This window comes from Sorangium sp. So ce145, assembly GCF_051525985.1.
Taxonomy (GTDB): Bacteria; Myxococcota_A; Polyangia; order Polyangiales; family Polyangiaceae; genus Sorangium; species Sorangium cellulosum_B.
The window spans coordinates 10,522,845-10,545,011 of the sequence record NZ_CP150315.1 but is presented as its reverse complement, the minus strand read 5'-3'; the positions used below and the strand labels follow the sequence as shown (position 1 = coordinate 10,545,011).

At 70.9% G+C, this 22,167-nt stretch carries 17 protein-coding genes; 6 read left to right on the top strand and 11 right to left on the bottom strand.

Going from position 1 to position 22,167, the window contains the following annotated elements; genetic code table 11:
• Positions 1–7: 7 nt before the first annotated feature.
• The gene (locus WMF34_RS39200) at positions 8–922 is read right to left on the bottom strand and encodes a hypothetical protein (protein ID WP_437990993.1); all 915 of its coding nucleotides are present in this window, start codon (positions 920–922) and stop codon (positions 8–10) included.
• Between the two features lie 178 nt (positions 923–1,100).
• Between WMF34_RS39200 and WMF34_RS39195 the strand changes: the two genes are divergently transcribed.
• Together WMF34_RS39195 and WMF34_RS39190 are read left to right on the top strand one after the other, a co-directional pair.
• Complete coding sequence (locus WMF34_RS39195) at positions 1,101–2,261, top strand: hypothetical protein (protein ID WP_437990992.1); 1,161 nt, start codon at positions 1,101–1,103, stop codon at positions 2,259–2,261.
• Entirely contained in the window at positions 2,258–3,361 is a 1,104-nt protein-coding gene (locus WMF34_RS39190) for a metallophosphoesterase family protein (protein ID WP_437990991.1), read from the top strand. Before WMF34_RS39195 ends, WMF34_RS39190 begins: the two co-directional genes overlap by 4 nt.
• A 30-nt stretch (positions 3,362–3,391) precedes the next feature.
• On the opposite strand, the gene WMF34_RS39185 is transcribed toward WMF34_RS39190, so the two are convergent.
• The gene (locus tag WMF34_RS39185; RefSeq protein WP_437990990.1) at positions 3,392–4,549 is read right to left on the bottom strand and encodes a pyridoxamine 5'-phosphate oxidase family protein; all 1,158 of its coding nucleotides are present in this window, start codon (positions 4,547–4,549) and stop codon (positions 3,392–3,394) included.
• A gap of 344 nt (positions 4,550–4,893) precedes the next feature.
• On the opposite strand from WMF34_RS39185, the gene WMF34_RS39180 reads away from it, so the two are divergent.
• Positions 4,894–5,727 (top strand): AraC family transcriptional regulator, encoded by an 834-nt coding sequence (locus tag WMF34_RS39180; protein WP_437994695.1) that lies wholly within the window; start codon positions 4,894–4,896, stop codon positions 5,725–5,727.
• Here WMF34_RS39180 and WMF34_RS39175 read toward each other — a convergent pair.
• The gene (locus tag WMF34_RS39175) at positions 5,698–6,753 is read right to left on the bottom strand and encodes a hypothetical protein (protein WP_437990989.1); all 1,056 of its coding nucleotides are present in this window, start codon (positions 6,751–6,753) and stop codon (positions 5,698–5,700) included. The two genes, WMF34_RS39180 and WMF34_RS39175, sit on opposite strands and share 30 nt — an antisense overlap.
• A 314-nt stretch (positions 6,754–7,067) precedes the next feature.
• Here WMF34_RS39175 and WMF34_RS39170 point away from each other — a divergent pair, with 314 nt between their 5' ends.
• Positions 7,068–7,679, top strand: coding sequence for a helix-turn-helix domain-containing protein (locus tag WMF34_RS39170; RefSeq protein ID WP_437990988.1), 612 nt, complete (start codon positions 7,068–7,070; stop codon positions 7,677–7,679).
• Here the strand turns inward: WMF34_RS39170 and WMF34_RS39165 are convergent.
• Genes WMF34_RS39165 through WMF34_RS39155 form a run of 3 tightly spaced genes read right to left on the bottom strand, consistent with a single transcriptional unit; the run spans position 7,676 to position 10,464 of the window.
• A complete protein-coding gene (locus WMF34_RS39165) occupies positions 7,676–8,614 on the bottom strand; it encodes an HvfC/BufC N-terminal domain-containing protein (protein ID WP_437990987.1) in 939 nt (312 codons plus the stop codon). The two genes, WMF34_RS39170 and WMF34_RS39165, sit on opposite strands and share 4 nt — an antisense overlap.
• Positions 8,611–9,471: a DUF692 domain-containing protein gene (locus WMF34_RS39160; protein WP_437990986.1), complete on the bottom strand. Its 861-nt coding sequence runs from the start codon at positions 9,469–9,471 to the stop codon at positions 8,611–8,613. The genes WMF34_RS39165 and WMF34_RS39160 overlap by 4 nt, the downstream gene beginning before the upstream one ends.
• 6 nt (positions 9,472–9,477) lie before the next feature.
• Positions 9,478–10,464 carry a MopE-related protein gene (locus WMF34_RS39155; protein WP_437990985.1) on the bottom strand — a complete coding sequence of 329 codons (987 nt, stop codon included), beginning with the start codon at positions 10,462–10,464 and terminating at the stop codon, positions 9,478–9,480.
• 302 nt (positions 10,465–10,766) lie between these two features.
• On the opposite strand from WMF34_RS39155, the gene WMF34_RS39150 reads away from it, so the two are divergent.
• On the top strand, positions 10,767–11,768 hold the full coding sequence (locus WMF34_RS39150; protein WP_437990984.1) for a DsbA family protein: 1,002 nt from the start codon (positions 10,767–10,769) through the stop codon (positions 11,766–11,768).
• 18 nt (positions 11,769–11,786) lie between these two features.
• Here the strand turns inward: WMF34_RS39150 and WMF34_RS39145 are convergent, their stop codons facing one another.
• From WMF34_RS39145 to WMF34_RS39125, 5 genes are all read right to left on the bottom strand, one after another.
• Positions 11,787–12,515, bottom strand: coding sequence for an Hsp20/alpha crystallin family protein (locus WMF34_RS39145; RefSeq protein WP_012240311.1), 729 nt, complete (start codon positions 12,513–12,515; stop codon positions 11,787–11,789).
• A 237-nt stretch (positions 12,516–12,752) separates the two neighbouring features.
• Positions 12,753–13,061 carry a response regulator gene (locus WMF34_RS39140; RefSeq protein WP_012240310.1) on the bottom strand — a complete coding sequence of 103 codons (309 nt, stop codon included), beginning with the start codon at positions 13,059–13,061 and terminating at the stop codon, positions 12,753–12,755.
• Positions 13,062–13,126: 65 nt separating this feature from the next.
• Complete coding sequence (locus WMF34_RS39135; protein WP_437990983.1) at positions 13,127–18,565, bottom strand: AAA family ATPase; 5,439 nt, start codon at positions 18,563–18,565, stop codon at positions 13,127–13,129.
• Positions 18,566–18,719: 154 nt separating this feature from the next.
• Positions 18,720–19,814: a type VI secretion system protein gene (locus WMF34_RS39130; protein ID WP_012240308.1), complete on the bottom strand. Its 1,095-nt coding sequence runs from the start codon at positions 19,812–19,814 to the stop codon at positions 18,720–18,722.
• The gene (locus WMF34_RS39125; protein WP_157907223.1) at positions 19,811–20,452 is read right to left on the bottom strand and encodes a DotU family type IV/VI secretion system protein; all 642 of its coding nucleotides are present in this window, start codon (positions 20,450–20,452) and stop codon (positions 19,811–19,813) included. The genes WMF34_RS39130 and WMF34_RS39125 overlap by 4 nt, the downstream gene beginning before the upstream one ends.
• A gap of 241 nt (positions 20,453–20,693) precedes the next feature.
• Between WMF34_RS39125 and eno the strand changes: the two genes are divergently transcribed.
• A complete protein-coding gene (gene eno / locus WMF34_RS39120; RefSeq protein ID WP_437990982.1) occupies positions 20,694–21,989 on the top strand; it encodes a phosphopyruvate hydratase in 1,296 nt (431 codons plus the stop codon).
• Positions 21,990–22,167 lie beyond the last annotated feature (178 nt).

The following is a 22,167-nucleotide window of genomic DNA, read 5'->3' as shown; positions in this document are numbered from 1 at the left end:
CCGCTGCTCAGGGCTTGCAGTAATCTTTGGCCGTCTGGACGGCGGCGACGGTGAGCTTCACCGCCTTCGCGCCGCCGGAGATGACGTACTCGGACGCGCCGTAGATGTCCGCGCCCGGCGCCCAGTTGTACGAGTAGCCGAGCCTGGTCCAGGGGAAGCCCGTGGGCGTCTGGCCCTTCTCCGGCACTTGCCACGACGACATCGCGTGGTTCGTGAACCACCTGTAATAATCGGCCGGCGCCAGTGAAGGCTGCTTTTCAGGCAGCTTCGTCCCGTCGCAGGAATCGGTGTCGACGCGGGCGTCCGTGCACGGGCGGAAGATGCTCGCGGCCGGCACCCCCGAGAACGTGACGAACTGCCGCTCCGTCGTGTCCACGGGGAGCGACGGCTGCGGGGCCGACAGGCCGAGGACCTGGTGGATCTGGAGCACCACATCGCCTGTCCACGTCTTGCACTTGTTCTGGAGCTCGCCGTTGCTCGTGACCCACACGTCCCACTTCACGTTCACGGGCTGCTGCGCCACGTAGGCGCCGCACTTGTTCGGTCCGCCGTCGCCCCGGCAGCCGGCCCAGGTGGTCACGGTGTAGGTGCCGTTCGCGTCGGGCTTGAGCGGCACGAGCTTGCGCGCGGCAGAGGGGGTGACGACGGCGGACTTGAAGATCGCCTCGCTGTAGAGCGCATCGAGATCCACCGCCGCGGGGGCCGCCGGGTCGGGCGCGCCTGTCGCCGGCGCAGTCGCGGCCGTCGCCGGCGCGGTCGCGGCCGGAGCGGGGCTCGTCGCAGCGGCCGCGGGCTCCGGGCTGGGTGATGGGGCGGCGGCCGCGGCGGGAGGCCGAGCCCCCGACTCCGCGACGCACGCTCCGAGCGGGAGCAGGAACAGGCTTGTCATGGCCGCCGTCGCGGCGCGTGAGGATCGGATCATCTTCGCGGCTTCTCCTTGGTTGCCGGACAACACTATCCGACCTGCGGCGCCGGCTACAGCGTCACGGGCCCGCGCGCTGGAGGAGCTGCCCGGTCGAGGGCGGCGAGGATCGGGTGCTCTCGACGCGTGCAAAGCCGGCACGGCCGTGCCACGTTAGGCGCCCGCCACGCAGAGCTCGATGCTGAGGCCCCCGCGCACCACAGGCCACGTCCTCACCCTGGCGCTCCTCCTCGTGCTCGCGCCGGCCCAGGTCGAGGCGGGTGATGGCGCGCCAATCCCTCCGGCCACCGCCGCGCCAGGTGAGGCGCCAGCGACCGCGGCGCCGCCGACGAAGGATGTCTCCGCCGGGCGCCGCGCCGTCGCCGCGGCCGGCGCGGTGTTCCCCGGGGTCATCGCGCACGGCACCGGGCACCTGATCCTGGGTGAGCCGGGCACGGGCTGGACCCTCCTGGCGCTCGAGGGCGCGGGCGCCGGCCTCGCCGTGGGCGGGCTCGCGGGCGCGGCGGCCTCAGGGGCCTCGCGGCGCGTCATCGCGCCGATCGTGCTCACCACCGTGACGGGTGTGGGCCTGTTCGGGATCTCCCTTCTGGCGGACCTCTATGGCGTGCTCGCCCCGGAGGGCGGCACCGGCAGCCCTCCTTCGTCGCTGCCCTGGGTCGAGACGCAGCTCGGATTCGCCTACGTCCACGACCCCACGTTCGCGTACCGCACGTTCCTCGTGCCCGGCATGGATCTGCGCCTGAGCTCCCTCCGCGTCTCGGGCTCCGGCTGGTTTGCCTTGAACGACGACAATGCGCGCCTCCGCGTCGAGGCCGCGCATCGCTTCCTCGGCCCCGGCACGCCGGACGGCCCGCGCGCGGCGGACGGCTCGTTCCTCGAGATCGAGGGCGCGCTCACCCATCACCGCTACACCTCCGACGACTTCTCGATCACCACCGGCGAGGTCAGCCTCGAGGGCCGGCTCGATCTCGCCCACCTCGGGCGCACGCTGCGGGGCTCGTTCGCGGAGATGGGCTGGGGGATCGCTGTCGAGGGCTACCGCCACGGCCGCCGCCCGCTCGAGGGAAACGAGCTCTTGATTCCCCGCTTCGCCTTCGGCGCGTACCTCGGGCACGCGGGGTATCCGCGCGGCGAGGCCAAGGTGGTTTACGACCACCGGCATGACGGATATGTCGGCGGCGCGAAGCTCCCCGGCCTCGGCAGCGGCGTCCCGGGCCATTTCGGCCTGGAGGGCCGGCTCCATGCCTCGCCGCGCTGGGGCCTGCTCGCCGACGTGAAGGCGGGCTCCGCGTACGTCGGGCGCCTCGCGCTGCTCTTCCGCCCTGGAGACTCGCCATGATCCTGAGAGACGCTCTCCTCGCGCTCATCGCTCTCACCGCGCCGCTCGCCCTCTCCTGCCTGGACGTCGCCGAGGGCCGCGCGCGCCGCGACCTGGAGGTGGGAAAGGCTTCACGGGGAAAGGCGCGCGTCACCGTGGACGAGGGGCTCGCGGCGGTCCGCCGCCTCGACGCGGGCGAGCTCGCGCTCTGGGCGAGCGCGCCCGCGCTCTCGATCCGCCTCACCGACGAGGCGGGCGGGCCGTGGACGATCACGATCGAGAACATGCTCGCCGACGCCGAGCTCTCGGCGCGCGTCGGGGACAAACGTGTGCCCGTGGAGCTCGTCGAGGCGCCGTTTCCGACCCAGCGCACCTTCCGCCTCTCCCTGCCGCCCGGCGCCGAGGCGACCCTCTCGCTGCGCCCGCCGGACGAGGCGCGGCGCGAGCCGTGGAGGTTCGCGGTCTTCGCCGACGTCCAGGAGGACATCGACCGCGTTCAGGACATCTACGCGAGGATGAACGAGGCGGAGGGCGTCCGCTTCGCGCTCATCAGCGGCGATCTCACGTCGCGGGGCTCGCCCGAGCAGCTCGAGCGATTCCAGCGCGAGATGAAGACGCTCCGTTTTCCTTGCTATGCGACGCTCGGCAACCACGAGCTCGGCACGCGGGACGATCTTTACCACGAGTGGTTTGGCCGCGGGAATTACCGCTTCGCGTTCCGAGGTGTGCAGTTCACGATGCTCGACTCGGCGAGCGCGACGATCGATCCGCTCGCCTACGGGTGGCTCGACGGCTGGCTCACCGAGGGGCAGGATCTCTTGCACGTGGTCACGATGCACCTCGCGCCCCTCGACCCGGTGGGCTCCCGCAACGGCGCATTCGCGAGCCGCGCCGAGGCGAACAAGCTCCTCACGATGCTCGCGGGCGGGCGCGTGGATCTCACGTTCTACGGCCACATCCACTCGTTCTATGCGTTCGAGAACGCGGGGATCCCCGCGTACATCTCGGGCGGCGGCGGCGCGATCCCCGAGCGGCTCGACGGCATCGGGCGCCATTTCGTGACGGTCGACGTCGAGCCCCCCGGCAAGGTAGCGCAGGTCGCCGTGGTTCGCGTGGATTGAGCCGGATCGCCTCGCTGTCCGGGCCGATCGTCATCGCAGGCGACCTTCGCGCTGGCTCTCCGGGTCGTCCGCCCTCGTCGCGCCGCGGTCGTAGCCCTCGTCCGTCAGCCCCTTGCGGTAACCGAGATCGATGAGCCAGCGCAGGAGCCTCGGGAAAGCGCCGGCGCCGCTGCCGAGGAGGCGAATCATCGCCGCCTTCGCGCCGCCGTCCTCGTTGAGCGCGAGGTGCTGAGTCGCCAGCGCCATCAGATCGGGGACGGCGCCCGCGTCGGCGCCGGCGGAGCGTTGCCAGATCGTCGACCGCTGAAGGGCCTCGTTCGCCAGGAGCTCCGCGCGCGCCACGCGGAGGACGAGCGCGGCCTGCGGCGGTTTTCCGGCGAGGGCCATGGTCGACAGGAGCGCCGGCTCGTCGGTGACGTACGCCGTGCCGCTGACGTGGAGGACGTCGTCGCGCCCTGGAACCACGGCCGCGAGGGAGACCTCGTCGCACGTCACGACGTTGTGGAACGTATCGGTCCGCCGGTTTCCCCGGCGATCGGGGATGACGAGCGTCTCGTGGTCGAGGATCCGCAAGAAGCCCGGGAAATCTCCTCGCGGGCTCGTATCGCCCGAGCCCGCGGCGTCCCACGACGAGAGGACGGCGAAGGGGCTCGATGCGAGGAAGCGAGCGACGCTCGGATCGCCGAGGGGTCCGCCTTCCCTTTCGTGGCGCGCGCCATCACGCGGCGACGGCGGCTCGACGGCGGCGGCGGCGCGAGCGCGCGGTCCCTGCCAGAGGCGGGATCGGAGGATGCTCCTCGCGCAGTGCACGAAGGCCTCCTCGACGGTGACGACGATCCGGCCGCCGCGTCGCTCGGCCACGGAGCCGTTGAGCCGAAGGGTCTCGCCGATCCCCGGCACGAGGAAGACGAACGAGGCGCCGCTGCCGGACTTTGGCGCCGGGTGCCTCGCCGGTAGCTCGAACCGGACGCGCTTCGGCGATTCCACGTGCGCGAAGCCGCGGGCGCCTCCGACGAAGGTGCTGCGCCAGCCTCCCTGTTCGTCACGAAAACCGAAGCCGGCGATCGGAGCATTGGCGAGGACGCGCCGACATCCCTCGTCCAGGGCGCCGATCTGCTTCATGCGCACGGCCGGGATCGGGGCGCCGACGATCGCCTCGACCTGCTGCGCGGTCATCACCTTCCGCATCGAAGAGCCTCCGCGTTCCTGTCCGCCGAAGAGCGGTCTCGCGGGCTCCGGCACGGCCGCCGGAGCGCGCAGAGGAACCATCGCAGCCGGTGAGCTTGACCGCATTCCGAAATGAGGACATTTTGTTTTGCAATCCGGCCATGGGTTCGAAGCGAAGGAAGCGTCCCGCGTCGCCCGTGGCATCAACGGCATCGCCGGCGACGGCATCGGCCTCGCCCTCCGCCGGTTCCACCACGAAAGGCCCGTCGGCCCCGCCCGCGTCGCCGTCGATCGGCTCCCCCGGCTGGACCTTTCATGGCGACGTCCAGATCGCGAACGAGCCGCGCGCGTCGGCGGCCGAGGCGATGGAGTCGCTCTCGCGTCGCTTCGCGCGCGAGGATCGTGGCCAGTGGCGAAGCACGCTCGCGCGGCCCGCCAACGCCGTCGGCCTGAGCATGCTCACCGGCGGGCTGGAGAGCGAGTTCCACAGCCATCGCGAGTCACAGCTGTTCTTCCTCGAGCGCGGCGAGGTCACGTGCGAGGCGTCGAACGCGCTGTGGATCGTCCCGCCGCGCTCGGCGCTGTGGATCCCCGCCGGAGTGCTCCACAAGATACGAGGGCGCGCGCCGCTCGAGGGCTACGGCGTCTTCATGGAGCCGGACGTGGCTCCGAGCCTGCCGGCCGAGTGCTGCGCCGTCTCGGTCACGCCGCTCTTTCGCGAGCTGCTCGTCCGTCTCGCGGCGCGCCCCGCGCTGTACGACCTCGACGGGCCGGATGCGCGGCTCGTGGCCGTCCTTTTCGACGAGCTGGCGGCGGCGACGATCGAGAAACATCGCCTGCCGATGCCGGCCGACCCGCGCCTCCGAAAGCTGGTCGATGCGATGGCGGAGAACCCCGCCGACGGCGCGACGATGGGCACGTGGGCGCGCCGGATCGGCGTCGGCGAACGGACCCTCAACCGGCTGCTCGTCCGGGAGACCGGCCTCAGCTTCGGTCGCTGGCGCCAGCAGCTCCACATCGTCCTGGCGCTCCAGCGGCTCTCGCGCGGAGCGAGCGTGCAGAGCGTCGCGAGCGACCTCGGCTACGAGAGCGCGAGCAGCTTCGTCACCATGTTCCGCAAGGCGCTCGGCGCGTCGCCGGCGCGGTACATGGCCCGTCGTCTCGGCCGGCTAACGCTGGACCAAGGAGCTCAGCCATGACTCGATGTCCCGCGTCGGCGGGTAGCTGTCTTGCTCTCGCTCGCGATCGTCGCCGATCGAAAACCTGAACATCGGGCACTCTTCATCCGGCGGAAAGACCTTCTTCTGCACGACGGCCCCGGTCCGCCTATCGAGCACGGTGGCCTCGGTCTCCTTGAACCGGATCGTCAGGTCGGCGAGCGGCTCGCCCGCGCGGTCCTTGTACCCGGTGCACGTCTTTCGGCCCTTGATCTCCGGGAGCCGGCGCGTGATGGCCACCAGATCGACGTCTTGCAGCAGGACCGCCTGGCCGAAGAGCTTCATGGAAGCCGTCTCGAGGAGGAGCACGCTGCTCAGATCGTTCTCCTGCTTCGGCTCGCCTTCGAAGAGGACCGGACCATTCTTGACCCGATCGAGCACCGACAGGACGGACATGGCGGCGTCGACCTGGCGCAGCTCGATGGAAGCTGCCTGTCCGGAGGGGAGCTCGATCTCGAGCTTCGCCTTGGGCCCTAGCAGGGTATCGCGGTACCTGGCGACTGGAACTCTCCCGAGCTGGCCCTCGACATTGTCGAGCTTGATGATGTCATAGATAGCGCTCTCGATACGCCCGCTCTTCTCCCCGACCTTCCACCGGGTGCCTTCCGGGAAGCCGTGGAAGGTGATCTGGTAAGTGCCCTCGTAGATGGCGACGTCGCCGTGGAGCGCATCGTCGGACTTGACGACGAATTTCCGCTCGTTCGACCACTCGAGCTCGAGCGGGCCGCGGAACGGTTTGGGGACCCGTGCGCCCCGCGAGGCGAGCACGGCGATGCTCACGAGCATGGCGATCGCGATGGCGACCCCGAGGAGGATGGCCGCGGACGTGCGTGTCGGCGCCGCTGCGGGGCGAGGCGCGGCGCCGGACGGGCCGGGCGGGCCGGGCGAGACTGCGCGCTGCAGCTCGTTGTGTGTTCCGCAGTAACGGCACACGATCGTGCGGCTGCCCGGCGGGACCTCCAGCGGCGCGATGCATCGCTGGCAGTGGTAAACGTTGACGGGGCTCATCGGCAGCAAGCTCCCCCAGGAACGCGACGGCACGTGGACACTCCACGCGTGGGTTCCACGCTGGAGCTGAAAATGAAAAGTGAACAAGCGAAAATGAAAAGGACGAGGGACGAGGACGAGGACGAGCTCGTGGGCGATCCCTACATCATCGCCTCTTCCACGCCCAGGCTTCCCGCTGTTCTGCCTTGACAAATGCACAGTATCCCGCAAAAGTTCGACCTGGCGTGTGTCCACCTTGACAGGTGAGCAGTACTGCGCAAAAGTTCGACCGGGTACGCCTGCGCCCGCACGGAAAAGAGGAGATGACGATGCCCATGATCGGACGACAGTGCACGCGCGACGGCAGGACGGTCTGCCTTCGGATGAGTCAGACCGGGCTACCGGTGAATCAAGAGGAGCGCGGGCTCACGCTCGTGTACGGGTGGGCGAGCGAAGAGCGCCGCGCGCAGGGGATTCCCGCGTCGATCCAGGGAGTCGAGTTCCGCACCGACTCGGGCAAGGTCCTCGCGTTCGACTACTGCCCGTTTTGCGGCGAGAAGCTCGCGGGGAGCACGAACAGCGTCCGAGCGCCGGTCGCGCGGCGCACCGCTCCGGAAGCTCCCCGCGCCGAGTCGCAGCCGGCGGCGGCCGAGCGCACACAGCGGGCCGGGCGCGCGGTCGAGGCCGTGCCACCCACCCGTCCGAGCGCACCGGCGCGCACGCAAGCGGCGGCGGACTCGACGACGCTGAAGGTGCTTCGCGAGAAGCTCGGGCTCTCGCAGGCCGAGCTCGGCGAAAAGCTCGGCCTCGCGCGCAGCTCGGTCGCCAACTACGAAAACGGGCGGTCGCCTCTGTCGCAGCGGCTCCGCAAGTGGGTCGCAAAGCACGAAGCGAAGCTCAACGACGGGGGAAACGGCGCAGCCGGCCGCAGGAGCGCGGCCGCCTAGAGGCCCGTCCACCAGCCGTTCGAGAGGGCGAGCGCGATCCAGCCCTGCAGATTGGCGTGCAGCTGCGCTGCCTCCGCCGCCGTGCAGCCCTGCTCGACGGCGGCAAGGGCCTGCCCGAACGGCAGCTCCCGGCAGCGCTCGAGCAGGCGGGCGAACAGCGGATCCACCGAGGTCGTGGTCGTGCCGGCGGCGCTCCGGGCGAAGACCCACGCGCGGGTCGACGGGTGGCGACGCCTCGCGTCGAGGGGGCCCTCTCCCGGATCGCCTCCCGCGAGCCGCGAGAAGCGCGCGAGGTCCCAGTCCTCGTGGGTGAGCGTGAAGGACACAGCGAAGCGCAGCCGCGCCTCGGCCAGCGTGGCGAGCTCCTCCGGCGTCGGCCGCCAGAGGCCCTCGAACGGCGACTCGCAGGCGCGCCGCTCCGCCTCGTCCATGCGCAGCGCCTGGCGGACCATCGCGAGCGGCGCCCTGGAGAGCTCGATCCGCCGGCGCCAGGCGTCGTCGTGCCCGCGCGCCGGGCGCCCCGGCGGGCGATCGAGGCGTGCGCCGTCAGGGCCGCGCAGCGCGCCGCGGAGCCGCTCGGCGAACCCGCGCGTGCTCTCGTCGATGTCGAAGTGACGGGGCGGGCGCGCCTCGAGGTGCAGCGCGGCCAGGTGATTGAAGTGCCAGCAGCCGATCGCCCGCGACACGCGCGGGAAGCTCGTCTGCAGGGCGGTGAACAGGCGCATCCAGTACTGGCGGTGATAGACCGCGAGCCGCTCCGCCGGCGCGAGGCCCCCGGGGCCGCCCTTGACCTGCGCCACGAGCCGAGCGGGATACCGCTCCTGCAGCTCCCGGAAGCGGCCCGCGCTCGAGTCGAGCGGCGCGCGGAGGACGGCGGTGAAGTCGCGCTGGAGCTCTCGCAGCCAGCCCGGAGGAGCCCCGCCCCTCGGGCTCATGAAGGCCGCACCCGCCGCGCCTTGCCGAGCTCGGCGAGCGCCACGTGCAAGGGCGGGATCTCCGCGTCCCATTCGAGGAGCGTCGGGAAAGGACCGCCCCGGCGCCACGCCTCTTCGTAAAGAGACCATACCTCGTCGCACACCGGGCGATCGTGCGTGTCGTGCCGCAAGCCGGAGGGCAACGTCTGGTGGCCCGCCAGGTGGACCTGCAGGACCCTGTGCCATGGCACGCTGTCGAGGTACTCGCGCGGATCGAACCCGTGATTGTCGCTGGAGACGAACACGTTGTTGAGATCCAGCATGGCCCAGCAGCCGGACTCCTCCACCACGCGGCGGTAGAACTCCCACTCAGGCAACACGTCGCGCTCCCAGGCGACATAGGAAGACAGGTTTTCGATCCCGAACGGGACGCCCAGCGCCTCCTGGACCTCGAACGCCCGGCCCGCGGCGTAGGGGATGAGCTCCGGATCGTAGGGCGCCGGCAGGAGGTCGTGGTGCGTGACGCCCTCGAACGCCGTCCAGCAGAGGTGATCCGTGAAATAGGGGATGCGGAGCTCCTGGATCAGATCCCTGAGGCGGGACAGGTAATCGCGATCGAGGGGGGCCTCGCCCAGCAGGTTGACGGAGACGCCGTGGGCGACGATCGGAGTCCGCTCGGCGATGCGCCGGAGCCGCTCCCGGGGCAGGGGAGACGCGCCGAGGTAGTTCTCCGCGATGATCTCGAAGAAGCCGAGCTCGGGCCGGGTCCGCTCGATCGCCTCGTAGTGCGGCGGGCGCAGCCCGAGGCCGAGCGCGTCTCGCGAGGGGGCCCGCGCTCCGCTCGCGAGGCCGCCGGCAGGGTCTCTCGGCGCGCCCATCGCCGGCTAGTTGCCCGGGTCGATCGGGTCTGCCGGCGGCAGCTGCTCGAAGCTCTCGCCTTCCGGCGTCAGGGTGCGCAGGTGGGCGATCAGCCGGTTTATCTCGGCGCGCGAGAGCAGGCGATAGGAGCCAGGCATGTTCGAGTAGGCCTGGCCCTCGGCGGTGGCGCCCTGGATCCCGAACGCGATGACGGATTGCAGGTACGCGTCCGAGCGACGTTCCCAGAAATCGGCGATGAAGGCGCTCACGTCCTCGCCGGGCGGCACCTGCACGTTGAACTTGCCTTCCGCGCCGGCGTGGCAGTGGTTGCACCTCGCGCCTGCGAACGCGGCGGGCCCGTCTCGCTCCTGGTCCTCGGCGGTCTCGACGCAGCTCCAGCCCGCGCAGCTGTTCACGGCGCGGCAGGCGTGCTCATAAATCTCGTTCCATGTCTGATAGACCATGCCGCGGCAGCTGTTCGTGCCGCCGCAGACCGCGTGGACCTGGACCACGCCGGGGCGCGCGGTGCCCACCAGCATGGCGGACTCGGCGCACCTCGCGGAGAACTCGTCGAGGGAGATCTGCCCGTCGCCGTCCGCGTCCATGAGGGCCAGCGCGTCGACCTGATCGGGCTGATCGGGCTGCGCGGCAGCGCTCCACACCAGCGTCTTGGCCGGCGCGTCGGCCCCGTCGCAGTCCGAGTCGATGGCATCGAAATTCCGGTCCTCGGCGCCGGGATGGACGGTGTTGTTGAAGTCGTCGCAGTCGCCCGCGCGCGGGGTCAAGCCGTCCCTGTCGTGGTCGCTGTCCTCGTCGTCCACGGGCTGGCCACCCGCGCCCGTCGCGCCGGAGCCGCCTGTCCCGGCGGGCTCGTCGCCGCCTGCGCCGCCGGTCCCGGCGGGGGGCTCGGTGTCCACGGGTGATACGCCTTCGTCGTCGCCGCACGCGGGCGCGAAGGCGGCGAAGCTGGCGAGCGCCAGCGCGAACAACGTGGATCCCGGCGATGTCTTCATGGGAGTCGTCCTGTCTCCGAAGGGCCGCGCTGCGCGCGCGCCTGCCGGTCGTCCGGCGCGGGACGTATAGCCACGGCTGTGGCGCGCGGAACATGTGGCAAGTTGTCGCACGCACATCGCTCGACGCCCGCGGGCGGAACGAGGGCCGCCGGGTCTGACGGCGCGCGCCGCACGTCGCCCTCGCGCCCGGCCGCGCCACCTTCGGTCTCGGCGGCGTCTTCTGAGGAGCCGCGGCGCCGGCCGCGCGCCTCGGGCGGCGCTTCGCGCCTGGCCCGGCCGCGGCAGGGGTGTAGCATCCGCGCGTGTTCATTCCGAGATCAGGTGCACGACGGCCCGCGCTCGCCGCGCTCCTCGCGCTCGCCGCGCTCCCGGGTTGCGGCGGCGCGGAGCGGCAGGAACCCCAGTTCGCCGATTCCCCCGCGGTCCCGCTCCCCGGGCCTCCGGGCAGCTCCTCCGGCGCGCCGCTGCTCGACGCGCCCGGCGGCGCGCCGGAAGAGCTGCCCGGCGTGGACACGGCCGAGCTCGTCCGCCGCGAGCGCGATACCTGGTGGCAGCTCGTCTCGCAGCTCTACGCGCCGTGCCCCGAACAGGCGGTGTCGCTCGCGCAGTGCGTCCGCGAGTCGCGCGCCTGCGCGGCCTGCGCGCCGGCCGCGCAGCTCCTCGCCGACAAGATCCGCGGCGGCGCGAGCGGCGCGGAGGCGCAGGCCGCGTACGGCGTGAGGTTCGGTCCGAACGTGAAGCAGATCGACCTCGCCGACTCGCCCTCTCGCGGGCCGGATCGCGCGTCGATCCAGATCGTCGTATGGTCGGACTTCGAGTGTCCTTCCTGCGGGCGCGCGGTCCCGCACCTCGACGAGGTGGTCGAGCGCCACGCGCCCCACGTCAGGCTGATCCACAAGGTGTATCCGCTGCGATCGCACCCGCACGCCGACGCCGCGGCGCGCGCGGCCATCGCGGCGCACCGCCAGGGCCGCTACTGGCCGATGGAGCGCCTCCTGTTCGAGAACCAGCAGCGGCTCGAGGAGAAGGACCTGCTCGGCTACGCGCAGAAGGTCGGCCTCGACATGGCCCGGTTCCGCGCCGACATGGCGGGCGAGCCCGCCGCCCGGGTGGTCGCGCGCGACAAGGCCGAGGCCGACCGCGCCGGGCTCTCGGGGACGCCGTTCATCGTCATCAACGGGCGGGAGTTCGATCTGGCGCTGTTCAGCCTGCAGGGCGAGCTCGACCGGTGGATCGAGACCGAGCTCGCGATCCTCGGAGGGCGCGAGGCGGCGGCGCCCGGAGGCGCGCCGCCGCCCCGGTGAGACCCAGGTCGAGATCGGCTAGCTGGGCCGGTTCTTCTCGGACATCTGGCCGCCGCCAGCGCTCGTCCCCTGCGAGGGCCCGCCGCTCTTGATCTCGACCGAGCGGCCGCGCTGCTGCTGCTGCGGCAGCTTCAGACAGACCTCGAGGACGCCGTTCTCGAACCTCGCGTCCACGTCGTCGGCCTGCACGCCCTCGGGCAGCGGGATGGCGCGCGTGAACGACCCGTAGCTGCGCTCGGTGTAGCTCACCCCCTCGCGCTGCTCCTGCTGCTCCTGCCGGCGCTCGCCCTCGATGATCAGGGTGTCGTCGCGGAGCTCCACCCGGATGTCGTCCTTGGTGACGCCGGGGAGATCGGCCTTGACCACGAGCTGACCGTTGCGCTCGCCCAGCTCGATGCGCGGCGACCAGAGGCCGCCCCCGAGGGACGAGAGACCCCGGCCGCCACCAGGCTCACCCATCGCGCGGCCCTGCCTGAACGGCGAGAGCAACCCTCCGAAGCCGAAGTCGTCGAACATGCGATCCATGTCCTCCATCATCCGGCTCATCATCGCGAACGGGTTGAAGACGCCGCCCGCCGCGGCGTACCGCCCCATCTGGCCGCCGCCCTGCTGACGCTGCAGCCCGGTGGACTGACCGCCGGCCCCCTGGGAAGGGGTCTGACCTGTCGCCTGGCTGCCGGGCTTGCCTTGCTGCGACTTGCTCACGGACACGTCCTGGCCTGTCGGCTGACGCTGCTGTTCCGCCATAAGAACCTCCTCTCTTGCGAACGTTGCCAACGTCGGACTTGCAAGTGTGATGCCGTGTCGCGAGCGTGAACCAACGTAGATGACGTGGCCTGTCGACGCCGCGCCCGCTGGCCGTGTCCGCCGTGGCGCGCCGCGCAGGCCGGCGCGGCGCGCCACACGGGCGCGCCGTCCTCGGCAGAGCGCGCCGGGGCCGAGCGCGCGCAGGCGCCGCTGCGCCCGGGAGCCCGGTGGGATCGCTCACCGCCACCCCGCCAGGATCTCCTCGAAGCGGTCCAGACTGCACGGCTTCTGCAGCACCGGATGGCTGAGATCGGACTCGCGCAACCCAGCTTTGCCATATCCGGTCAGGAAGACGAACGGGATGCCTCGCTCGCTCAGGATGTCGGCCACCGGATAGACCTTCTCGCCGGCGATGTTGACGTCCAGGCTCGCCCCGTCGATCTCGGCCGCGCGGGCCAGGCGCGTCGCGTCCTTCATGTTCAGCGCCGGGCCGATCACCACACAGCCGAGGTCGGTCAGGGCGTCTTCGAGGGACGAGGCGATCATGGGCTCGTCCTCGACGATGAGGACACGCAGCCCCTCCAGCCCACGTTCGCCTCCTGGGACCGGCTTCATCCTACGCCCACGCGCTCGAAGGGCAGGTCCATCACGCAATGTACGCCGCCAGGCAGGTAGTCGAGGCGCACCTCCGTGGCGAGCTGGCGGCCGAGATCGCGCTCGATCAGGCGTGAGCCGAAGCCCTTGCGGCGCGGCGGCCGGACAGGCGGCCCGCCCGTCTCCTGCCATTCCAGGTGGAGCAGGCGCCCGTGCGCCTGGGTGATCACGTCCCATGTGACCGCGACGCGGCCGGACGGCTGCGATAGCGCTCCGTACTTGGCCGCGTTGCTCGCCAGCTCGTGAAAGACCATGCCGAGCGTCACCGCCGCCTCCGGGAGGAGGCGGACGTCCTGGCCCACCAGGCGGACGCGCTCGGCGTTGCCGCTGGCGTGCGGCGCGAGCTCGGCGCGGACGACGTCGTGGAGGTCGGCGCCCTGCCACGCGGTCTGGTTCAGGAGGTTGTGGGTCTGGGACAGGGCGAGCAACCGGGCGAGGAAGGCGCTCGTGAAGGCCTTGGGCGAGTCCGCCATGCGGAGCGTCTGCACGGCGATCGCCTGGACGATCGCCAGCGTGTTCTTCACCCGGTGGTTCAGCTCGTTCATCAGGAGCTTCTGGCGTTCCTCGGCCTGCTTGCGCTCGGTCACGTCGAGGAAGAACGCCACCCCCTGGCTCTCCGACCCCTCGAACCGCGCGCCGCCGATCACCACCGGGACGCGGCCGCCGTCCTTTCGGAAATACTCCTTCTCCAGCGGCCCGAACTCACCCGTCACGCGGACCTGCTCGAGCGTCCGCCGGGTCGCCTCCTTGAACTCCGGCGGCGTGAGATCTGCCCAGCGGATGTTGCCCGAGGTCAGATCTTCACGGCTGTAGCCGAGCATGCACAGGAGCGCGTCGTTCGCGTCGATGACCCTGCCGTCGAGGTCCCAGACGGCGATCCCGATGATGTTGGAGTCCACGAGGCGCCGGATGCGCGCCTCTCTCTCCCGCAGCGCCAGCTCCGCCCGCCTGCGCTCGCCGTTCTCCTGCTGGAGCTGGGTGTAGAGGCGCGCGTTCTCCAGCGAGATGGCGGACTGGGAGGCCAGGAGCTCCAGCACCTCGATCCGATCCGCGGTGAAGGCGCGCGGGGTCAGGTTGTTCTCCAGATAGAGCACGCCGACCAGCGCGCCCTGCTTCACCAGGGGGAGGCAGAGCACGGAGCGGGGGCGCCGCCCGCGCACGTAGGCGTCTTCCGAGTACAGGTTGGGCACGGCGGCGTCGTCCAGGATCACGCTCTCTCGCGTGCGGATGACGTACTGGAGGATGGCGGTGGGGAGATCGCTCGAGGTGACGGGCGTCTGGCGAAGGGTGACCTCGACCCGGCCGCGCCGGGTGACGACCTCGGCCTCGACGTCGTGCGCGGCGTGCGAGCCACAGGACGCGCGGATCAGCAGCCCCCGCTCGGCGCCCGCGTGCTCGACCGCGATCGTCAGCAGGGCCTCGATCACCCGGTCGAGGTTCAGCTCGCCAGAGACCGCCTGCGAGGCCCTGAGCATGGTCATGAAGTCGAGCCCCGGGCGAGCGCCGTGACCCACGGCGGCTCCGCGGACGTCGGCGCCCCCGTCCCGCGCGAGGTCGGTCCGCCTGCGCAGCGCCTCCGGCCCGAGCGCGTGCGGAAAGTCCCTCTCGAGGCGCAGCATCGGCCGCACGGCGCCCCAGCGCGCGTAGAGCCTGTGCGCCTCGGTCATGTAGGCGCGCGCGACGAACGCCCTGCCCAGGTCGAGGTAGTGTCGAGCGCAGAGCTCGTTGGCCAGCGCCTCGTCGTGCAGGAAATGGCCCTCCCGCGCGGCCGCGATCCCCTGATCGTAGAGGGCGCCCGCGCCCTCTCGGCGCTCGCTCCGGGCGACCTCGGCCTTCAGGATCAAGCTACGGTGGCGGTGGCTCTCCGGGCCGAGCGCCGCCCACGACTCCACCTTGCGCGCGCACTCCGCGAGCCTCGCGAGGTACGCCGCCCTGAGCGCGGGGGCGGCGGCGCCCGCGGCCCGCGAGAAGGCCAGCCCGCCGTAGAAGTGATAACAAGGGCTCGCGTGCCACGCGGCGAGCATGCCGAGGCGGGCCGGATCGGTCGAGCCCCAGATCTCGGCCACCTCCTCGTACGCGCCCTGGAACACGCCGGCGTGGACCTTGAAGACGTTCACGAAGTAGAGCGACGCCCGGTTGTCGATGCTGCGGGCGGCCTCGGTGACCGCGTCGATGTCGACCCACGCCCCGCGCTTCCAGTCGCCCTCGTCCGGCGTGCTCAGGTATTCGCAGAGCTGCCCGACGGCCCCGACGATCCACGTGATCGCGTTGAACTTGTCGAGCTTGCAGAGCGGCAGATACTGCCTCGCCTCCTCGATGACGTCGTGGAGGTGCTCCCCCCGGAGGAGGCCGTTCATGCTCGCGTTGCACGCGTTGTAGAAGGCCCAGATGTACTGCCCCGTCTCCATGCCGGCGTGGACGCCCTTGCGCAGGGACGCCTTCGAGCTCTCGTAGGTATCCATCCAGTGCTGGACCCACGCTCCCCACATGTTGCACAGCATGGACTCGGACTTCGCGTCCGGGTGGCGCTCGTTCAGGCGGACCGCCGCCCGCCCGAACTCGTACCCCTTCTCGATGTCGAGCCTGGCGCACAGGAGCGTCCCGAAGTTCACGTAGGCGTAGATCGAGGTCCGCGAGATGCCATGGGCCAGCGAGTTCTGGAGCGCCTTCATCACCGTGATGCCGAAGTTGTTCGTGCCGAGCTGGTAGGTCGGCGAGAACATCTCCTGGAGCACGTCCTGCAGGGCGGCGATCTCGGGATCGTCGAGCGCGGGCAGATCGACGAGCGACGCGATCGGGCGGTCGCCGATCATCGCGATGGTCCGCTCCATCTCGGCCATGAGCGCGTCGTCGTCCGGATAAGGCGGCAGGTGGATGTCGTACGCCCCGAGCGCGGCGAGCCCCTCTTCCATGGCGGCGGGCAGATCGTTCTTCAGGATCTCCACGTTCATCTTCAGGCGGCGCACCTCCGTCTTGTGGAGGCGCCCCACCGCTCTTTCGAAGGTCCCCGAGAGGGTGGAGAGCGCGTCGTCGTGGCGTCCGCAGAGCGACTCCAGGAGCCCCTTCTTCGTGTGGTAGGTGAAGGTCAGCTCGTAGCTGGAGGTCCACGCGTCTCCGGGCAGCATGGAGATGCCATGTTCCAGGTACCTGAGGGCCGCTGTGAAGGCCGACGACTCCTGGGCGCGCCCGGCCGCCTGGAGGTTGAGCCTGGCCGATTCCATGCGCTCTTCCGGCGCGCGGATCAGATCGCCGGCGCTGTTCAGGTGATTGACGACGTCGAACAGATCGCGCCCCTCGTCGGAGCGCGGCTTGCCGAGCAGGAGCTTCCCGATCCGGTAGTGAAACGCCGGCCTGTCTCCCTCCGGGATCAGCGAATATGCGGCTTCCTGGATCTTGTCGTGCGCGAATCGAACCTGCTCGTCCGCGCTCACGATCAGGCCTTCGGCGACGGCGTGGTCGAGGCTCGCGTACGTCTCGTCGGGGGGCCGCTCGCTGACGGTGTTCAGGACATCCATCTCGAACGTGTTGCCGATCGCCGAGGCCAGCCGGAGCACCTGCTGCGTCGCCTGCGGCAGGCGCCGGATGGTCTCCGCCATGAGGCTCAGGACGTTATCGGTGCACTCCAGCCGCTCGATCTGGCGCAGGTCCCAGCGCCAGCCCGCCGGCGGATCGAAGACCAGCGCCTTCGTGTCGTAGAGGTGGCGCATGAACTGCTTCACGAAGAACGGGTTGCCCCCGGTCTTCTTCATGATCGCGCCCGCGAGCGCCTCTCCGCCGCCTGTCTGCAGGCTGTCGTTGATGAGCTCTGTCAGGTGCCCGAGGCCGAGGGGCGCGAGGACGATGTCGCGCGCCTCGAGGCCGCCCTTCGTGAGCTGCTCCAGCGCGACGAGGAAGGGGTGGGTCGGGCTCACCTCGTTGTCGCGGTAAGCGCCGCAGAAGAAGAGCGACTCCAGGTCCTCTCTCGCGAGGACGCTCGTGAGCAGGCTCAGGCTGGCCGAGTCCACCCACTGGAGATCGTCGAGGAAGAGGGCCAGCGGGTGGGCGTGCCGGGCGAAGACGGACACGAAGTTGTGGAAGTAGAGGATGAAGCGGTTCTGGGCCTCGACCGGGCCGAGCGCGGGGACGGGCGGCTGCTCGCCGAGGAGGTGCTCGAGCGACGGGAGGACGTCGCAGATCACCTGTCCGTTGGTCCCGAGCGCGCCCAGGATGGCGTCCCGCCACCGCGTGATCCGCTCCTCGCTCTCGGAGAGGAGCTGCCTGACGAGCGTGTCGAACGCGTGGACGATGGCGCTGTAGGGCGTGTCGCGGTTGACCTGATCGTACTTCCCGCTGATGTAATAGCCCTTCTCGCGCACCAGCGGCTTCAAGATCTCCTGGACGAGGGACGACTTGCCGATGCCCGAATAGCCCGAGACGAGGACGATCGTCCGCTTGCCCCGCAGCACGTCGTCGAACGCGCCGACGAGCTTCCGGATGTCTCCTTCGCGGCCGTAGAGCTTCTGGGGGAGCCGGAAGAGGTCTCTCCTGTCGTGGCGGCCAGGGCTGAACGCTCCTATCTGGCCGCCGCGCTGCCATCGCGCTCGGATCTCCTCCAGATCGGCCTTCAGCCCCTCGGCGCACTGGTAGCGGTCCTCGGCGTTCTTGCTGAGCAGCTTCATCGTGACGGCGGAGAGCGCGTCGGGCACCTCCGGGTCGATCTCCGAGGGGGCGACGGGCGTCACGGCGATGTGGGCGTGCATCAGCTCGAGGGGGTCGAGCGCCTCGAACGGCCTCCGCCCCGCGAGCATCTCGTAGAGGACGACGCCGAACGAGTACATGTCGGTGCGGTAGTCCACGCTCCGGTTCATGCGGCCGGTCTGCTCCGGCGATGTATAGGGGAGCACCTTCGAGAGGACGCGGCGGCAATAGATCTCCTCCTTCTCGCGCGTCACGATGGACTCCACGCCGAAGCCCGTGAGCTTCACCTGACCGTCCTCTCCGAGCAGGATGTTCGTAGGCCTCACGTCGCCATGGATGAGGCCATGACGATGGATGTCGGCCAGGGCCTCGGCCACGGGGATCAAGACGTCCAGCGACGCGCGGACGCCCAGCTTGCAGGCCGCCTTCGCGGACAGCGGGGCGCCCGGGAAAGCCTCGGTGACGAGCGCCAGGCCGTCCTCGTGCTCCTCGACGGCGTACACCTTGACGACCCTCTCCGAGTCGAGCTGCCGTATCGCGCGGTAGGCGTGCCTGAGGCGCATGACATCGCCGGCTCGGGCGTCATCGGTGTGCAGCATCCTGATCGCCACGTCGATGCCGTCGGCGTCCCGACGGGCTCGATACGTGGTGGAGCCCGGGCCCTCGCCGATCTTCGCGGTGACGTGATACCCCTTGAGCTGGGCTGTGCCTGGTCGCACCGAGGGCGCGCGCCCAGGCTCGACGGAGCGAGCCTCCTGGACAGCAGGTCGATTCCATGCCTCCGACGTGCTCCGCATCTCGGGGGCGTTTGAGCCCACGAGTTGCCATGTCAACTGGACGGCCGGGGCCGGCGGGGCCGCCCTCGGCGCCCGCTCACATCGCGTACCGCAGGATGATCTCGGTGAGCCCCGCCGCGAGCAGCAGCAAGAGCCCGCCCACGAAGCAGAACAGCGTGAACCGGTCGTCCCGCCACCGCTGCCGGAGCGGCACGATGTCCCGCTCCGGCAGCACGACGGCCCTCAGGGTCGCGTGGATCGGCAGCCCCCCCGGCCGCATCGCGACCGCCACGTTCGGCGGCTGCGCCAGCCCCATGTTGATGAACCGCGTCACCCCCGCGCGGAGCCGGTCCCCCATGCCGGGCATCGCGCTGCCGATCGCCACCGCGCGGAGCCACGGCGCCCGCTCGAACGCGTTCGCCATCGCGATCACCCCGAACAGCTGCCGCAGCCGCGGCATCAGCGCCCGCACCTCGGCCAGGTGCTGGAACGCCCGCGTCCGCGCCTCGGGCGCGTCCTCCGAGCTCACCCGCGCGAGGCAGGTCGACTCCAGCCGCGCGTTCAGCCCCTCGAGCTCCTGGAGGATCCGCGGCCCGGCGTTGTCCGGGCTCGTCTCGAGCGGGAGCGTGAAGCCCCAGGGCTCCTCGCGCCCGCGCTCGGCGGTCCACTGGAACACCTCGGCGAAGCCCCAGAGCGTGTCGTAGCGCGACAGCACCACGTACGTCGGCACGTCGGCGTGCAGCGCCCGGCCGACCTCGACGAGGTACGCGCGGATGCGGTTCGCGTACGCGTCGAGCCCCTGCTCGTCGAGCTCGACGAACTCCGCGATGCTCAGGACGAGCAGGATGCCGTCGATCGGCTCGCGCTCCCGCGCGCGGCGCAGCTCGTCGCAGAGCCGCGAGAGCTCGGCCGGCTCCCGCCGCGGGCCGAGCACCGACGCCTCCGGCTCGATGAAGAGCGCCTCCTTCGCCAGCCAGTAAGAGCACCGCGCCCCGGGCACGCCGATCGGGAGCTGCCCGCCGCTCACGGGCCACGTCAGGTTCATCGAGCGGATCACCGTGGAGCGGCCCGACCCGGGCTCGCCGAGCACCAGGTAGCAGGGGACCGCGTAGATCCCCTGGTCGTTGCCCAGGTTCGCCTGCTCGACCAGCGTGTGGACGCTCGCCAGCTCGTAAACGAAGGAGCCGCTCATCGGACCCTTTGGGCGATCGTCCACGCGAGCGCGAGCGCGCCGGCGATCGCGACGAGCGACGCCAGCACCCGCCCGACGAGCACGGACCGCCAGAACGACTGGGTGGGGAGGTGCTGCACCGCGACGCCCTCGACCTGCACCGGCTTGAGCACCCCGCCCTTCCAGTCCCGATCCGGATCCACGCCGAGCTTGAGCGACAGCTCGCGGCGGATCCGCAGCAGATCGTCGGGGTTCTGCCCCGGCAGCCCGTAGCGCCCGCGGAAGCCGAGCCCGAGCACGCACGCGTACGTCGCCATCACCGGGAGCGGGCCCTTCCGGACGCGCTCGAGCCGCTCGAAGAACTCGACGCCCGCGTTGTTGGTCGTCCACCGCGACGCCTGGAGCGGGCGCTGCGCCCAGACCGGCCGCAGGTCCGGCAGCGACATCGCGAACTCGTCCGCGCACGCGGCGATCGCGAACATCCCGTCGTCGACCGACGCGATCGGCATCCCCTGCGCGAGCCTGGACCCCTTCAGCTCCTCGAGCAGCAGGTTCGCCTGCCGCAGCACGTGATCGGCCGGCGGCCGCCGCGGGGACTGGCGGAGCATGCAGAGCCAGAGGAGCATCTCCTCACCGAAGACGCCGATGGACGTTTCCACGCGGGCGCGAGCTTACGCCAGGCGCGCACCGACCGTCGACCCGGGCGCGCGTCCACCTCGCGCGCCGCGCGTAGGTCGACGGGTCGGTCCGCGTCGGTCCGCGCCGGATCCCGCGCCGCGCGCCGCGGGTGCACCGGAGCGTCGACATCCGGGGGGGGCCGTGCCTATGCTCCGGCCGCTTCTCGAGCCCCCTTCGAGAGCTGCCGGGGTCGCGCGAAGGCGGTCCCCTTGAGGAGAGGTCATGTCGGAGATCCAGAGCGTCATCGCGCGCGAAGTCATCGATTCGCGCGGCAACCCCACCGTCGAGGCCGAGGTCACCACGCTGAGCGGCACGGGCCGTGCGGCCGTGCCGAGCGGCGCGTCGACCGGCGAGCACGAGGCCGTCGAACTCAGGGACGGCGACAAGAAGCGCTTCCTCGGCAAGGGCGTGCTCACCGCGGTGAAGAACATCGAGACCGTCCTCGGTCCGGCCGTCCTCGGGATGGATGCGCTCGATCAGGCCGAGCTCGACAAGGTGCTCATCCAGGCCGACGGCTCCCCCAACAAGTCGAAGCTCGGCGCCAACGCCATCCTCGCCGTCTCGATGGCCGCCGCCCGCGCCGCCGCGGACACGGTCGACCTGCCGCTCTGGCGCTACCTCGGCGGCGCCGCGGCGCGCGTCCTTCCGACGCCGCTCATGAACATCCTGAACGGCGGCGTGCACGCCGACAACGGCCTCGAGATCCAGGAGTTCATGATCGTCCCTTACGGCGCCGAGTCGTTCGCCGAGGCGCTGCGCACGGGCGCCGAGATCTTCCACACCCTGAGGGGCCTGCTGAAGAAGGACGGCATGGTCACGGCCGTCGGCGACGAGGGCGGCTTCGCCCCGCGCCTGCCGTCGAACCGGGCGGCGCTCGAGTACGTCGTGCGCGCCATCGAGGCCGCCGGCCACCGCCCGGGCGAGGACGTCGGCGTCGCGCTCGACTCGGCGCTCAGCGAGTTCTACGACGCGAAGACCGAGCGGTACACCTTCGACAAGCAGTCGAAGACCCGCGAGGAGATCGTCGCCATCTACGACGAGCTCGCCAAGGCGTTCCCGATCGTGTCCATCGAGGATGGCGTCGCCGAGAACGACGAGAAGGGCTGGCGCCTGCTCACGGAGCGGCTCGGCAAGAAGGTCCAGCTCGTCGGCGACGACCTCTTCGTGACGAACCCCGCGCGCCTCGCGAAGGGCATCGAGGACGGCCTCGCCAACGCCATCCTCATCAAGCTGAACCAGATCGGCACCGTCACCGAGACCCTCGACTGCATCCGCCAGGCGGCCGAGGGCGGCTACCGGTCGATCATCTCCCACCGCTCGGGCGAGACCGAGGACACGTTCATCGCCGACCTCGCGGTCGCGACGAACGCGGGCCAGATCAAGACCGGCTCCGCGTCCCGCTCGGATCGCGTCGCGAAGTACAACCAGCTGCTCCGGATCTCCTACGCGCTCGGCGACGGCCAGGTCTTCGCCGGCCGCGCGCCGTTCCGCCGCCCCGGGGCGAAGCGCTCCAGCTAGCTCCGCTCTACCCGGTCAGGAGTCCGGCCAGCGATGGCCGGGCTCCTGCGCGGGTCGCCGCGCCTTCGCGCTGGCGTTCCTTGTTTTATTTCCTGGGGGATCCCCCTGCGCTCCGCGCCCCGGCGCCCGTGGTCGAGCGGGCGAGACGCCCCGCGCGGCGCTGAGCGCGCCGTCGGGG

What these genes read in the sequence shown, in the direction of transcription:
- WMF34_RS39200 (WP_437990993.1), bottom strand. Translation starts at nt 922, where the DNA reads ATGATCCGATCCTCACGCGCCGCGACGGCGGCCATGACAAGCCTGTTC.
- WMF34_RS39195 (WP_437990992.1), top strand. Translation starts at nt 1,101, where the DNA reads ATGCTGAGGCCCCCGCGCACCACAGGCCACGTCCTCACCCTGGCGCTC.
- WMF34_RS39190 (WP_437990991.1), top strand. Translation starts at nt 2,258, where the DNA reads ATGATCCTGAGAGACGCTCTCCTCGCGCTCATCGCTCTCACCGCGCCG.
- WMF34_RS39185 (WP_437990990.1), bottom strand. Translation starts at nt 4,549, where the DNA reads ATGCGGAAGGTGATGACCGCGCAGCAGGTCGAGGCGATCGTCGGCGCC.
- WMF34_RS39180 (WP_437994695.1), top strand. Translation starts at nt 4,894, where the DNA reads ATGGAGTCGCTCTCGCGTCGCTTCGCGCGCGAGGATCGTGGCCAGTGG.
- WMF34_RS39175 (WP_437990989.1), bottom strand. Translation starts at nt 6,753, where the DNA reads ATGAGCCCCGTCAACGTTTACCACTGCCAGCGATGCATCGCGCCGCTG.
- WMF34_RS39170 (WP_437990988.1), top strand. Translation starts at nt 7,068, where the DNA reads ATGATCGGACGACAGTGCACGCGCGACGGCAGGACGGTCTGCCTTCGG.
- WMF34_RS39165 (WP_437990987.1), bottom strand. Translation starts at nt 8,614, where the DNA reads ATGAGCCCGAGGGGCGGGGCTCCTCCGGGCTGGCTGCGAGAGCTCCAG.
- WMF34_RS39160 (WP_437990986.1), bottom strand. Translation starts at nt 9,471, where the DNA reads ATGGGCGCGCCGAGAGACCCTGCCGGCGGCCTCGCGAGCGGAGCGCGG.
- WMF34_RS39155 (WP_437990985.1), bottom strand. Translation starts at nt 10,464, where the DNA reads ATGAAGACATCGCCGGGATCCACGTTGTTCGCGCTGGCGCTCGCCAGC.
- WMF34_RS39145 (WP_012240311.1), bottom strand. Translation starts at nt 12,515, where the DNA reads ATGGCGGAACAGCAGCGTCAGCCGACAGGCCAGGACGTGTCCGTGAGC.
- WMF34_RS39140 (WP_012240310.1), bottom strand. Translation starts at nt 13,061, where the DNA reads ATGATCGCCTCGTCCCTCGAAGACGCCCTGACCGACCTCGGCTGTGTG.
- WMF34_RS39130 (WP_012240308.1), bottom strand. Translation starts at nt 19,814, where the DNA reads ATGAGCGGCTCCTTCGTTTACGAGCTGGCGAGCGTCCACACGCTGGTC.
- eno (WP_437990982.1), top strand. Translation starts at nt 20,694, where the DNA reads ATGTCGGAGATCCAGAGCGTCATCGCGCGCGAAGTCATCGATTCGCGC.